This is a genomic window from Mucilaginibacter agri (genome assembly GCF_009928685.1).
GTDB classification, from domain to species: domain Bacteria; phylum Bacteroidota; class Bacteroidia; order Sphingobacteriales; family Sphingobacteriaceae; genus Mucilaginibacter; species Mucilaginibacter agri.
On the sequence record NZ_WWEO01000037.1, the window covers coordinates 95298 to 107889 of the forward strand.

14 protein-coding genes are annotated in these 12592 nt (G+C 45.7%); 10 read left to right on the plus strand and 4 right to left on the minus strand.

Features of this window, described 5'->3' with window-relative positions; all coding sequences use genetic code 11:
• Window positions 1-2 precede the first annotated feature (2 nt).
• The 8 genes from GSY63_RS03115 to GSY63_RS03150 all read left to right on the plus strand — a co-directional run bounded on the left by GSY63_RS03115 (window position 3) and on the right by GSY63_RS03150 (window position 5498).
• Window positions 3-1115 (plus strand): NAD(P)-dependent alcohol dehydrogenase, encoded by a 1113-nt coding sequence (locus tag GSY63_RS03115; RefSeq protein ID WP_166584368.1) that lies wholly within the window; start codon window positions 3-5, stop codon window positions 1113-1115.
• The gene (locus tag GSY63_RS03120) at window positions 1115-1960 is read left to right on the plus strand and encodes an SDR family oxidoreductase (RefSeq protein WP_166584369.1); all 846 of its coding nucleotides are present in this window, start codon (window positions 1115-1117) and stop codon (window positions 1958-1960) included. The genes GSY63_RS03115 and GSY63_RS03120 overlap by 1 nt, the downstream gene beginning before the upstream one ends.
• 41 nt (window positions 1961-2001) lie before the next feature.
• Window positions 2002-2805 carry an alpha/beta hydrolase gene (locus GSY63_RS03125; protein ID WP_166584370.1) on the plus strand — a complete coding sequence of 268 codons (804 nt, stop codon included), beginning with the start codon at window positions 2002-2004 and terminating at the stop codon, window positions 2803-2805.
• A gap of 11 nt (window positions 2806-2816) precedes the next feature.
• The gene (locus GSY63_RS03130) at window positions 2817-3386 is read left to right on the plus strand and encodes a DUF4142 domain-containing protein (protein ID WP_166584371.1); all 570 of its coding nucleotides are present in this window, start codon (window positions 2817-2819) and stop codon (window positions 3384-3386) included.
• A 31-nt stretch (window positions 3387-3417) separates the two neighbouring features.
• Entirely contained in the window at window positions 3418-4425 is a 1008-nt protein-coding gene (locus tag GSY63_RS03135) for an SDR family oxidoreductase (protein ID WP_166584372.1), read from the plus strand.
• An 11-nt stretch (window positions 4426-4436) separates the two neighbouring features.
• Window positions 4437-4940: a DUF4142 domain-containing protein gene (locus GSY63_RS03140; protein ID WP_166584373.1), complete on the plus strand. Its 504-nt coding sequence runs from the start codon at window positions 4437-4439 to the stop codon at window positions 4938-4940.
• Window positions 4941-5120: 180 nt separating this feature from the next.
• The gene (locus GSY63_RS03145) at window positions 5121-5297 is read left to right on the plus strand and encodes a hypothetical protein (protein ID WP_166584374.1); all 177 of its coding nucleotides are present in this window, start codon (window positions 5121-5123) and stop codon (window positions 5295-5297) included.
• 12 nt (window positions 5298-5309) lie between these two features.
• A complete protein-coding gene (locus GSY63_RS03150) occupies window positions 5310-5498 on the plus strand; it encodes a YtxH domain-containing protein (protein WP_166584375.1) in 189 nt (62 codons plus the stop codon).
• A gap of 470 nt (window positions 5499-5968) precedes the next feature.
• Here GSY63_RS03150 and GSY63_RS03155 read toward each other — a convergent pair whose 3' ends face one another.
• Together GSY63_RS03155 and GSY63_RS03160 are read right to left on the minus strand one after the other, a co-directional pair.
• A complete protein-coding gene (locus tag GSY63_RS03155) occupies window positions 5969-6466 on the minus strand; it encodes a low affinity iron permease family protein (RefSeq protein ID WP_317168534.1) in 498 nt (165 codons plus the stop codon).
• A gap of 51 nt (window positions 6467-6517) precedes the next feature.
• A complete protein-coding gene (locus GSY63_RS03160; protein ID WP_166584377.1) occupies window positions 6518-6916 on the minus strand; it encodes a DUF1003 domain-containing protein in 399 nt (132 codons plus the stop codon).
• 126 nt (window positions 6917-7042) lie between these two features.
• Here GSY63_RS03160 and GSY63_RS03165 point away from each other — a divergent pair, with 126 nt between their 5' ends.
• Window positions 7043-7672, plus strand: coding sequence for a hypothetical protein (locus tag GSY63_RS03165; protein ID WP_166584378.1), 630 nt, complete (start codon window positions 7043-7045; stop codon window positions 7670-7672).
• 243 nt (window positions 7673-7915) lie between these two features.
• On the opposite strand, the gene uvrA is transcribed toward GSY63_RS03165, so the two are convergent.
• Window positions 7916-10435 (minus strand): excinuclease ABC subunit UvrA, encoded by a 2520-nt coding sequence (gene uvrA, locus GSY63_RS03170; protein WP_166584379.1) that lies wholly within the window; start codon window positions 10433-10435, stop codon window positions 7916-7918.
• A gap of 292 nt (window positions 10436-10727) precedes the next feature.
• A complete protein-coding gene (locus tag GSY63_RS03175) occupies window positions 10728-11354 on the minus strand; it encodes a CGNR zinc finger domain-containing protein (RefSeq protein ID WP_166584380.1) in 627 nt (208 codons plus the stop codon).
• Window positions 11355-11468: 114 nt separating this feature from the next.
• Between GSY63_RS03175 and GSY63_RS03180 the strand changes: the two genes are divergently transcribed.
• On the plus strand, window positions 11469-12257 hold the full coding sequence (locus GSY63_RS03180; protein ID WP_208094450.1) for an EamA family transporter: 789 nt from the start codon (window positions 11469-11471) through the stop codon (window positions 12255-12257).
• Window positions 12258-12592: the final 335 nt, after the last annotated feature.

Genomic DNA, 12592 nt, shown 5'->3' on the forward strand with positions numbered 1-12592 from the left:
CAATGGAAACTACAACAGTTGTATTCAATAAAATTATCACCCGGGGCTACGGCGCGTCCGGCGCCCTGATTGGCGGCGAGACTTTGAAGCCAATGGATTTCGAACGGGATGCACCCCAGGCTGACGAACTTTTAATTGAAGTGCTCTACTGTGGGGTCTGCCATTCTGATGTGCACCAGGTAGAAAACGATTGGAAAAATACCATCTATCCCTGCGTGCCCGGCCATGAAGTGATCGGTCGTGTTACCTACGCTGGCGAAGCCGTTACCAAATTTAAGGTAGGGGACGTTGTGGGAGTGGGCTGTATGGTAGACAGCTGCAAAACGTGCTCCGCTTGCCAGGAAGGGGAAGAGCAGTTCTGCGAGCATCCGCATGGACCAACCATGACCTATAATGGCTATTTTATTGCTGATGGCAGCGGCTACAACACCTTTGGTGGCTATTCAAATAATCTGGTCGTTAAAGAAGACTTTGTTTTGCGCATTCCGGTCGGCCTGGATATCAGGAAAGCTGCACCGATCCTTTGCGCCGGCATAACGACTTACTCGCCATTAAACCACTGGGGGGTAAAAGCGGGTGATAAAGTAGCTATTGTGGGCATCGGCGGCCTGGGACACATGGGGGTAATGATTGCCAAAGCGATGGGCGCGGAAGTAACGGCTATTACTACTAAAGAAGAGAAAAGGGAATTAGCCAAAGAACTTGGCGCCGATAGCGTAATCGTATCGGATAATGAAGAGGAAATGAAGCGGTATGAAAAATACTTTAACTTCATTTTAGTGACCATTCCTGACCCTTTTGATATCACGCCTTACATCAGCCTCATCCACCGGAGGGGTTCCTTAGTAACCGTAGGATTACTGGCACCTTATGAAAAACCGTTAAACAACATGGAAATCGCCAGCCAAGCCCGCAGCGTTGGCGGCTCTTTAATAGGCGGGATTGCTGAGACACAGGAAGTATTGGATTTCTGTGCGGAGCATAACATCCTGCCGCAGGTCGAATTGATCGATATTCCGGAGATTAACGAAGCCTACGAAAAAGTGAAGGACGAGGATGTTCGCTTCCGCTATGTGATCGACATGGCTTCCATCAATAATCAAACCGCAAAATAATGGCAAAAACTCCAGCAAAGCAAAACCGACAGCCGGGTATTGAAGCTAAAATGGACCCCGCACCGGAATATATTAAAAGCAGCTACACTGGTTCCCAAAAGTTAGCTGGCAAGGTGGCGCTCATCACAGGAGGTGACTCCGGAATCGGGCGGGCTGTCAGCATCCATTTTGCAAGGGAAGGCGCAGATGTCGCTATTGTATATCTTAACGAAGACGTCGATGCAAAAGAAACACGGCGTCTGGTTGAAGCAGAAGGTCAGAAATGCCTGCTGTTGAAAGGCGATGTAAAAAAAGCAGCCTTCTGCAAAAAGGCAGTGGCAGCTACAGTTAGTCAACTCGGAAGATTAAATATCCTGGTAAATAATGCTGGGATGCAATTCCCGCAAAAGGATCCAAAGTCGATCGATGAAAAGCAATTGGAAGATACGTTTCGTACCAACATCTTCGCTTACTTTCATTTTGCGAATGAAGCGTTGGAATACCTGGCTGAGGGTGATTGCATCATTAATACAACTTCCGTCACCGCGTACCGGTCATCGCCCAACCTGATCGATTATTCTTCGACTAAAGGCGCCATCACCAGTTTCACCCGCTCGCTGGCTACTAATCTGACCGATAAAAAGATCCGGGTGAATGCGGTTGCCCCCGGCCCGGTCTGGACGCCGCTGATCGTTGCCACATTTGATAAGGAAAAGATTAAAACCTTTGGAAGCGAAACGGCTATGAAACGTGCCGGTCAACCTTCAGAACTGGGACCGGCCTACGTCTTCCTTGCATCAAACGATGCGTCGTTTATCACGGGGCAGGTCATCCACGTTAACGGCGGCGAGGTGGTTAATGGTTAATCAGAATTTAAATAATGAACAAATAATCATCACTACTACTTATGAAAAAGACCATTGTATTTATCCACGGCATGTTCCAGAACCCGGTGAGCTGGGAAGAATGGATTGCCTATTTTACGGAAAAAGGGTATGAATGTATTGCTCCGGCCTGGCCATTGCATGAAGGCAACCCCGCAGAACTTAGAGATAATCCACCAGCAGGCTTAGGTGATCTTCATCTACAAACGATAGTTGACCATTTGGAAAACATCGTGACCGCGCTGCCTGAAAAACCAATAGTAATTGGTCACTCGGTAGGTGGACTAATTACTCAATTGTTAACAGCAAAAGGCCTAGTTGAATTGGGTGTTCCGATTGATTCGGTTGCCCCCAATGCCATGTTAGCATTTGATTGGGGTTTTATGAAAAACAGCGCCCTTATAGCGAATCCATTTCAAGGCAATGAGCCTTTTTTAATGGATATAGATAGCTTTCACGAATCATTCTGTAATACGATGAGCATGGGCGAGACGCAAATTGCTTATAATGAAACCGCTACACATGATAGCCGGAATGTATTACGGGATTGCATGGGCGAAGCCGGACAGATTGATATAGAAATACCACACGCGCCCTTGCTTTTTATCGGCGGCGAAAACGATGAAATTATTCCGTATCAGTTGAACCGCAGAAATGCGGAAGCCTATACCGACGAGGTGAGCATCAGCGAATTTAAATCCTTTCCAAACCGCGGACATTGGACATGCGGCCAGGAGCGTTGGGAAGAAGTAGCAGCCTATATCAGCGAATGGGTAACGCAGCACAAAGTGCACCAATACGAAACCACATCTACATCAACTTTATAAAAACAATCAAAATGAAAGACAACACTATTGAGCGCAGAGATTTATTAAAAAAATCCATGGCATTAAGCGCAGGCCTGACACTAGCGGGCGGTATGCTACAATCCTTTAATGCCGGGGCGACAGCTGTTGTCGATAATCCAATGGCGGCTAACGAAAAGGAATTTCGAATGGGCGTAATAGGCCCTGCTGAATTGTCTCTGGCAACCAGCCAAATTGCAGTTAGTAAAGCCACCAACAAAAACGCCAAGGAATTTGCCGGCTTTGAACTGACAGAAGCAATTGCCGTAACTGGTGTATTGAAAAACTTGGGAACTCCTGTACCACAAATGGATGCCAAGGCAAAAGCCACGCTGGAAAAGATCAAAGCTACACCTTCAGGGCCAGAATTTGACAAGGTTTACATCAAAGCACAATTAGAGAACCACCAGTTTTTACGGGACCTTGCACAAAATTACATCAGCAAAGGAAAGCTGGCGGGGCCAGCCGAAAATCAGGGAAGGCACCTGGCGACATTGTCGCTGGCTGTATTTAAAGAACACGTGGCAATTACTAGTCGGATATTGAAAGAGCTGGGCGCTTAATCGCACAGACATTTTTAAACAGCAAGAATTTATGAATGAAAAAAACAGAATGACCCGCCGCCAAGTGGTGGCGGGTTTAGGGACTACGCTGGCTGCGGCAGCGGTAGCCCCGGCCTTTGCGGGTAATGGTTTGAATTTAAAAAGTACTGATGCCCCGGTGAAAATCAATAATCCGACCACCTTGTATCCCAAACCACCTTTTAAAAGTCAACCACAACCCTGGCCAGGTCTGCAAAGTAAAATGGACCCTGTTCCCGATTGCGGCGAAACCAGTTATATAGGTTCAGGCCGGTTAATGGGGAGGAAAGCGCTGATTACCGGCGGTGACTCCGGAATGGGACGTGCTGCTGCTATCGCGTACGCCCGCGAAGGCGCGGACGTGGCCATAAATTATTATCCTACAGAAGAGCAGGATGCACAGGAAGTAATCGCCCTAATCAAAAAAGAAGGTCGCAAAGCGATCGCCATCCCTGGTGATCTCCGTAGTGAAGATTTCTGCAAATCCCTGGTGCAAAAAGCCATCGTGGGTTTGGGTGGGATGGATATTATTGTTAACAATGCCGGCCGCCAGCAGTCAATCAGCTCGATAGCGGACGTGACAACCGAGGAGTTTGATTCAACCATGAAAACTAATATTTATGCGCCGTTCTGGATCATTCGCGAAGCACTGCCACATCTGCCTGCCGGGTCGGCTATCATCGGTACCACCTCAGAGCAGGCTTACGATCCGTCACCCGATTTGTATGCTTATGCCCAAACCAAAGCTGCAACGATGAATTACGTGAAATCTTTAGCCAAGCAACTAGGTCCTAAAGGCATCCGTGTAAATGGGGTCGCGCCGGGACCTATCTGGACAGCTTTACAAATCAGCGGCGGAGCGCAGCCCGAGAAACAGCAGATGTTTGGGAGCTGGACGATGCTGGGAAGACCAGGGCAACCCGCAGAGCTAGCATCTATTTATGTTCAATTAGCTGCTGCCGACGCCAGCTTCGCCACCGGACAGATATATGGCTCATCAGGCGGCGTAGGTATGCCATAACCGATATCGAAATGAAGAAACTAATTTTAATTCTGATTAGCAGCCTTGGCGTCGATACTGTCCGGGCACAAATCCCGCAGCCAGATCCGGACACCACGGTTAAACACTTTTTGATTGTGGCGAGTATTAAAAATTTGCAGGAGGTAAGCGCCGGTCAGCTCGCGTTACAAAAAGCACGCCGCCCCGACGTTAAAGCTTTTGGGCAGATGATGGTGAAAGATCATGGTGATGCCGAGCAGAAACTGCTTGCTTTGGCCAAAAGCCGGAACGTCACCCTTCCCCCCGCAGCCACCGGAGGAATAAATCCCGATCTTCTGTTGGTAAATGCAGGCGGTAATTTTGATGAGCATTATGTGCATAGTATGGTTGCCGGGCATCTGAATACGGTGGAGGTGTTTCAAAACTATGCAACAACGGGCAAAGATCCGGTAGTCAAAGCATTTGCCACGCAAATGCTTCCGACGTTGAAAAAGCATTTAGATGACATAAAAGCCATTGAAGAAAAAATGAGATGATATTAAATGATGCCCAATGTTCCTTTAGAAAAAGTTTTTGCCACGCCGTTATTATTAAAGGGGTTTGGTGTGTACGTTAGTACAACCGGAAATAGCTATTACTGGAATTTGATGTGAAACGTTTGACCGAAATGAACCGACTTCGCTGACTGCCAGGTGCTGGCTAATAAAGCTCCCGGCGTGGAACCAAGCCCCGCGGCTGACGCGACCACGCTAACCAAGGAAACCAATGGCCGATTAACACTGGCTGTGGCTGAGTTTTCCGAAGCCATTGCTGACATTCCAAACGAGTACCAAACGTGCAGTCAAAGTAATGAACAAGTAATCCAAAAAATAAATAATCGATTAATGGTCTAAAAATAAAATCCCATGAATCACTTTAAAACCTTCATTTTAGGCGTTGCGACTGCTCTCGGGGTATATTATATCACCAGGAAACGCGAGAACGGCAGATCTCTGTTGGACGATCTTTTAGATGATCCAGCCAGTGTAGTTAAGGCGGCAAAAGATATGGCAGTCGATGAGGCGATTGAAACGATTAAGGAAAAAATTTCTTGATCAGCTCCAATATCGAAATATAAATCCTCAAAAATGGCAGCGGCAGTTTAATTGTTATTCTTGCCGCGGGGAATTCGGCAGCCTGAATTTATCCACTATCAGAATGCTGCGAGGCTTCTTAGCTATACCATATAAGACGAGATTTATTACAGCTACCGCACCAATATTTTCTGAGCGGAAGAAAGAATAGCATGTGCTTAACCCAAAAACCGCGCCTGACACGGATATGAAATGGAGCGCCGCATTTACAGCAGGATGACTTTTCCAACGATAGGGGTATGAATTAATAACTGGCTGAAGTTAATGATATTATCTGTTGGGGTACTTTAAAAACATACAACCTATATGAATAGGTGTGCCTCTTAATCACTAAGCCAATTAACAATTTTAGGCACTCAGACGGGAGTAAATTTAGTAATGGCGCATGATCGTTTCTTTACGTTCTTTAGCCCACATCATTCTGGATTGCCCTAGCTATGCGCAATCACTTTAACCGGTTTTTTTGTTTCATTAACTTTCGCTTTTTTGTAAAGGCTACTTTTGCGGCTCTGGTTTTCGTCGGCTGCATCAATGGAATGGGTGCAAGTGATGTCATCTTCCTTTTCCGCGAGAACCGATAAACGAGAGTAGAACTTGTGAATGTGGTCCAGTTCGTCTTCCGTTAAGTTTTCAATATCGACCATGCGGTTACTCGTGCCTTCATGGGAAGCTATGATCTCGTTTAGTTTCAGGTGGATAGCTTTTGAATCTTTATTTTGTGATTTTTGGATCAGGAAAACCATCAGAAAAGTAATAATGGTGGTACCAGTATTAATGATTAATTGCCAGGTTTCGGAATAATGGAATACCGGGCCGGTTACCGCCCATATCAAAACCGTCGCAGCGGCGATGATAAATGCTGCCGAACTGCCGGTAGCGGTTGTCGCCCAGTTGGCGAACCGTTCTATTGGATTTTTCTTATTTGTCATGATCATAGGAGTATGCTGGAACAACTCTACTATTCCCGATTTGTTTGAGTGTTAACCCTTTTGCTTCGGTTCGACGGCCCGGTGAATCGCTTTCAGATCGGTATCGCTCTTCATCTCTTCCAGTTCCTTATTGTCGATAACCGCATTGAGCCCCAGTTTCTGATGGATTTCGTGGACCAGCGTTAATAAGCGGGTCACTTCTTCTTCAGCACGAACATTAACTTCAAATTCAACATTACGCTGGATACTCTCAATCCTTCCCTGGCGGTTCTGATTGATCAGCACCGTTACCGACAAAATAACGGCGAAAATGGAGAGGCCCATTTCCAATAACGGAAATGGGAAGGGATCAAAATGATGGACATTGGGCAAGAGGTTCAAACCAATCCAACCACTAAAGACAAGGACACAAGCAGCGAGCAACCTGCCACTGCCCAAAAAGCCGATCAATTTGACCGTTAATTTATCGGCAGGTGTATTGGCAAGTTCAGTTCTGATTTGAGTGGTTTCGCTTGCTTTGTCATAATTCTCTTATAATTGCAGTAAATCAACTAATTATTAAACCCAAAATACCCCATGTTCAAGTTTTTTATCGGGCTGATTCTTTGCTTCACCTCGTTAGGTTGCCTGGCGCAATCCAATCCCGCCCCGGCAGCAATGACCCATGCAATCTTGAATCATGGTCAATCGAAAAAAGATACCACACTGGAATCAGATACTTCCAAAGAAAACAAGGAACCACGGTACTTCTATGCATCTGCCTACACCAATTTCTTTGTGAATACGAAAGGAGGGGTGGCGAAGCGATTTGCCCCGGCTTTGGAGTTTGGACGCACCTATGGTATTTTCGACATTGGTATCGCAACCGGCCAGTTTAATTCCATTCATGCCGATACAGCGCGTTTTTTGGAATTTCGGCCGACTATCAATGTTTTTACAAAAGGCCGTTTTTCGGAAGCCCTTTGTCTGGGTGCGGGTTACGTGTTCAAGGCCAGGGAAGGGTTGGTTACTGAAATTTGTAATAGTATTAATTTTAATATCTCTGAGAACGTTGCGATAGCCGTTACCCAAGGGTATTGTTTTTTTGACGGCACTAATGATAACCGTAGTGCGCAGTACATGGGTTTTAGTTTTACCTACAACTTTTTGAAACCACATAGTGTCAATAAACAACGCAAAAAAGCTGCGATCGTCAGTGACAATTAGCTTCTACGTACACTTCAGGATACAAATATGAAGACAACTGGTTCTGCCTGAAACTTTAAATTATAAGATGGCTTCGAAACAGCACATCCTGGCTGTTTACATAACAAATAAAATAAACGAAATAATTTATCTCATACCGTCTGTAGCAAATTAATACGCTTTTTATCTGATAATGCAGCAAGGAGCAAGGTGTCTCGCAAATACCGGAATGGTAGGCCTTCGTCGGAACCAGCCATATTTAACCTAAATATATTTTGCCAGGTACGAAGCTGTTTTACTTCCTTTTACTTCCGCGATAGCTGCAGGTGTGCCTTCTGCTATAATTTGTCCCCCTTCGTCACCGGCTCCGGGCCCCATGTCGATCACCCAGTCGCTTTCTGCAATGACAGCCATGTCATGTTCTACTAGGACTATGGTATTTCCGGCATCAACCAAACGATTGAGTTGCGATAGCAGACGCTCGACATCTGACGGGTGCAGACCGGTAGTAGGTTCGTCCAAAATGTATAATGTTTGTCCATTTTGAGTGCGCTGTAATTCTGTGGCCAGTTTAATCCGTTGGGCTTCTCCGCCGGAAAGCTCGGTAGCCGCCTGACCCAGCCGCAAATATCCTAATCCCACTTCCCGGACAATTTCAAGTACACGCCTGATAGCGGGTTCTTCGTCGAAGAAAATTGCAGCTTCGTCCACGGTCATTCTCAGTACCTCTGCAATGTTCTTGTCCTTATATTTTATTGTTAGGGTCTCGGGGTTGTAACGAGTTCCACCACAGGTAGGGCAGGGGGTATAGACGCTTGGCAGGAAAAGTAATTCCACCATAACCATACCTTCGCCTTCGCAGTGTGGGCACCGCCCTTTGGCAACGTTGAAAGAAAAACGCCCTGAATCATATTTGCGGGATTTAGCCATCGGAGTTGCTGCAAAAGATTTTCTAACATGATCAAACAATCCAGTATAGGTCGCCAGGTTAGATCTCGGTGTCCGGCCAATCGGCTTTTGGTCTACGACCACCATACGCTCGATGTTTTTTAAACCAGAGATTATACGACCACCTAATGTGAGGACTTCGTTATTTTCGAGTGGGTCCGCATCTGTGTCTTCGGAAATATCGACCTGGAAGCCTAATTGCTCGGCTACGAGTTCTACCAATACCTGGCTAACGAGGCTGCTTTTTCCGGAACCGGAAACACCGGTTACGCTCGTTAATACGCCCAACGGAAAGCCTACATCGAGGTTAGTTAAATTATTGCGCGTTATGCCATTTAGCTGCAACCAACCCGTCGGTTGTCTGTAAACCTGTTTTGTGCTTTTTGCTTTGTCAAAAATATACTGCCTCGTGAGCGACTCTGCTACATTTTTTAAACCTTCGGGCAATCCACTATACAGAATATGACCTCCATTTTCACCAGCAGCTGGTCCTACGTCAACGATCCAATCTGCATGTCCAATCACATCAACTTCGTGCTCAACAACAAATATCGAATTGCCAGATGCCTTTAATTTATCCAAAGCCTTCAGTAAAGCTTCGGTATCGGCAGGGTGTAAGCCTGCCGAGGGTTCATCTAATACATAAACAACACCAAATAGATTAGAGCGTATTTGTGTCGCTAATCTCAATCGCTGCAATTCACCAGGCGACAAAGTTGGTGTGCCGCGCTCTATCGTTAAATACCCTAGTCCCAGGTCAAGTATAACTTGTAGTCTTGTTAAAAGATCTTCAGCAATACGCTTTGATACGACAACTTTTTCCGGATGTTGTGCTTCTATCTGTTTCAATACTTTTGCTGTCCCGGTGGCGTAAGGAGCAAATATTTCAGCTAAGGCTTTAAGTGGTATTCCCGAAAGATCTGCAATGTCATAGCCGGCAAACTTTATCGATAAAGATTCTTGCCTTAAACGCTTGCCCTTGCAAAGTGGGCATTCGCTGCTGATCATGTATTGCGAAACCCGTTTTTTCATTAGTTGACTTTGTGTATTGGCAAACGTATGCCGAACGTAACGACGCGCTCCGGTAAACGTTCCCATGTAATCTGGTTGTCGTTTGTTTCTAATAAAGCGCTTAATTTCCTCGTGAGTGTAACCTGAATACACAGGTACTAAAGGTTGCTCCTCCGTAAACAATATCCAGTCACGATCTTTCTTAGGCAAATCTCTCCAGGGAATATTAATATCGTGACCGAGCGTCGTCAAAATATCCCGCTGATTTTGCCCCTGCCAGGCTGAAGGCCATGCAGCAATTGCTTTCTCTCGAATCGTTAAAGAATCATCGGGTACCATGGATTTTTCTGTTATTTCATAAACACGACCCAAGCCGTGACATTCCGGACAGGCGCCTTCAGGGGTGTTTGGTGAAAACGACTCTGCATAGATGATATCTTGACCCTCCGGATAATCCCCTGCACGGGAATACAGCATGCGTAATAAGTTCGATAAGGTAGTTACACTCCCTACGGATGATCTAGTGCTCGCAGCACCCCGTTGTTGCTGCAATGCAACGGCAGGAGGCAAACCTTCAATTTCATCCACTTCAGGAATTGCCATCTGGTTAAACAGGCGGCGTGCGTATGGCGAAACCGATTCCAGATAACGCCGCTGGGCTTCGGCGTACAGCGTACCAAATGCTAATGAGGATTTTCCTGACCCGGATATACCGGTAAAAACAACTAAGGCATCTCTTGGAATATCAACGCTTATGTTTTTTAAGTTATGTTCACGGGCACCCCGCACCCTTACAAATCCGCTAAAATCAATCCTATCGCTCATTGCTAATTTCAACGAATCAGTGAAACGATTGTTTGGTATCTCACAAGTAAGTTAAAGTCTCCGATTAAAGCCGTAGTTGGCCTAAAACACTATATCTGTAGGTGGTCGACATCCAAGGTGCAAAGAAAGTTCGACACGAAAGGTCAATTCTTGAGTTTCACTTTCAGCAGTGGGTTTTTTCCCAGCGTTACCTGATAGCTGGGGCATACGCAGTGGAATTATATGTTATCGTTATAATAGTTACGCTGAATGATGTCCCGGTTCGGCGAAAAAAACCAGTGACCTTTTGGGGTTAACTCAAATTCCTCTTTCGCTGTTGGTAATAACGTTTGGTCTTCTCTGAATTCCCACAGGATTCCATCGAACACCACTTCTTGCGGTGGTTTTTGGTTCTATCCAGGAATAACCAGGCGCAGCGCTGACATTGTTTGATCAAGTGGATATCTTCTTCTCGTATCAAATGATGAGCGGAAAGCAAAAGCCGCCACAAGGGAGCGTTTAAATCCCCCGATTCAGGCATAAACGAAACCAGCAGTTTTCCACCATTGATATGGAGTTTGTCGTATTGAAGAGCTTCGGCAAATCGTTCATTAAGTTCAATTAGTATGCGCTCATCGAGTTGATCCAGGCAGCCCTGGGCCAAGGCCTTAAAAAGCTCATATAGTTGTTGCCGGCATTGCCGCGCTAAAATAAGTGCCCGTTCAGCCGCTGCGGTCGATTGTAGGGATGCGAGACGCAATTCATCCAGAAACCCATCATCCAACAGTTCGAGGCGGCGGCTGAACTCCAAAAAATCTTCATAAGTATGAAGCCTTTCCGCAATGATCCCCTTTTCGTGATTGTACCCCGTATTCACAAAATCCAGGCAAGGCGTGCCGCCGTCCAGGGTCATGGTTATAACTGTTGATGTGTTGTTCATGTGATAAAACTATAAAATTTCACACCAGTAAAACAATTTTTGCCGGATTTTATTTCTAAATAACACCCTCTAAACATACTTTACTGGTGTTGTGCGATATGAGAAACTTTAGAAATGCCAAGCCTTTGTTGCTATTTCTCGCTTTTGTTGCTATTTACTTTATCTGGTACTAGCTATCTGGCTATTTCCTTCGCGTTAAAGGGACTACAACCATTCACCATTTCTGCCTTAAGGTATCTGGCTGCGGGTTTGATCCTAACGGGGTGGATAAGATACAAGAAACTCAACTGGCCTGAAAAAATTGATATTAAGGTGTTGTCTATCAGTGGGATTTTAATGCTAACTGGCGGTTCCGGTTTGGTAGTGGTGGGTGAACTGTTTATCAATTCCGGGTTCGCAGCCGTGATCGTGGCTACCGAACCACTTTTTTTCATCTTGCTTGACCGAGGGCGCTGGAATGCCTACTTCTCCAGCAGAGGGATAATTGCCGGCCTGTTGATCGGTTTCGCAGGAATTGCATTGTTTACTTATTTGGCGCCATCCGGCTCCTCACCATCGCACCGGTTAATTCTGGGAACATTAATTACATTGGGGAGCGCCATAAGCTGGGTGGTCGGTGCTTTATACGCCAGTCAAAAACTTTCTGCAAATAGTGATAACCTCGTTAACAGTGTGGTGCAGCTTCTGGCTGCCGGTATGTTTTCCGGTTTGATCGCTGCCGGAAAAGGAGAATGGTCAACTTTTTCGTCCATGTTAGTGCCAATCAGTGCCTGGGCGGGGCTGGCTTATTTGGTGGTCATGGGATCACTGGTGGCTTACTTGTCATTTACCTGGCTAATCACAGTTCAGCCGCCTGCAATTGTGAGCACCCATACCTACGTTAATCCTGTTATAGCCATTTAATAGGCTGGCTACTAGCCTCGGAGCAATTGTCTTTTGGGCAGGTTATAGCACTGACCGTGGTTTTGACAGGGGTTGTGATCACGCAGTTAAATAAACAGAAACTCGTAAGTAAATTTTGATGATGCTGAACGAACCGAGAGCTTATTGAAGTTGTATGTGAGAGTAAAAAAAAGATGTCAATGATACCACTAGGATGAGGTAGCTTGAATATTAGTTTATCTATACGGTTATTTTTAAACCGAATAAAAGCTTATCGTAGTTCACAAGCTATCGAAGCGTTCGTATAAGCTTTGTCGACAGCACCTGCTAAAAAGTCATCCTGCCTATTTTGTAGT

Coding starts and splice junctions, on each gene's coding strand:
- uvrA (WP_166584379.1), bottom strand. CDS start 10,435: ATGAGCGATAGGATTGATTTTAGCGGATTTGTAAGGGTGCGGGGTGCC.
- GSY63_RS03175 (WP_166584380.1), bottom strand. CDS start 11,354: ATGAACAACACATCAACAGTTATAACCATGACCCTGGACGGCGGCACG.
- GSY63_RS03140 (WP_166584373.1), top strand. CDS start 4,437: ATGAAGAAACTAATTTTAATTCTGATTAGCAGCCTTGGCGTCGATACT.
- GSY63_RS03115 (WP_166584368.1), top strand. CDS start 3: ATGGAAACTACAACAGTTGTATTCAATAAAATTATCACCCGGGGCTAC.
- GSY63_RS03120 (WP_166584369.1), top strand. CDS start 1,115: ATGGCAAAAACTCCAGCAAAGCAAAACCGACAGCCGGGTATTGAAGCT.
- GSY63_RS03180 (WP_208094450.1), top strand. CDS start 11,469: ATGCCAAGCCTTTGTTGCTATTTCTCGCTTTTGTTGCTATTTACTTTA.
- GSY63_RS03150 (WP_166584375.1), top strand. CDS start 5,310: ATGAATCACTTTAAAACCTTCATTTTAGGCGTTGCGACTGCTCTCGGG.
- GSY63_RS03125 (WP_166584370.1), top strand. CDS start 2,002: ATGAAAAAGACCATTGTATTTATCCACGGCATGTTCCAGAACCCGGTG.
- GSY63_RS03130 (WP_166584371.1), top strand. CDS start 2,817: ATGAAAGACAACACTATTGAGCGCAGAGATTTATTAAAAAAATCCATG.
- GSY63_RS03135 (WP_166584372.1), top strand. CDS start 3,418: ATGAATGAAAAAAACAGAATGACCCGCCGCCAAGTGGTGGCGGGTTTA.
- GSY63_RS03165 (WP_166584378.1), top strand. CDS start 7,043: ATGTTCAAGTTTTTTATCGGGCTGATTCTTTGCTTCACCTCGTTAGGT.
- GSY63_RS03155 (WP_317168534.1), bottom strand. CDS start 6,466: ATGACAAATAAGAAAAATCCAATAGAACGGTTCGCCAACTGGGCGACA.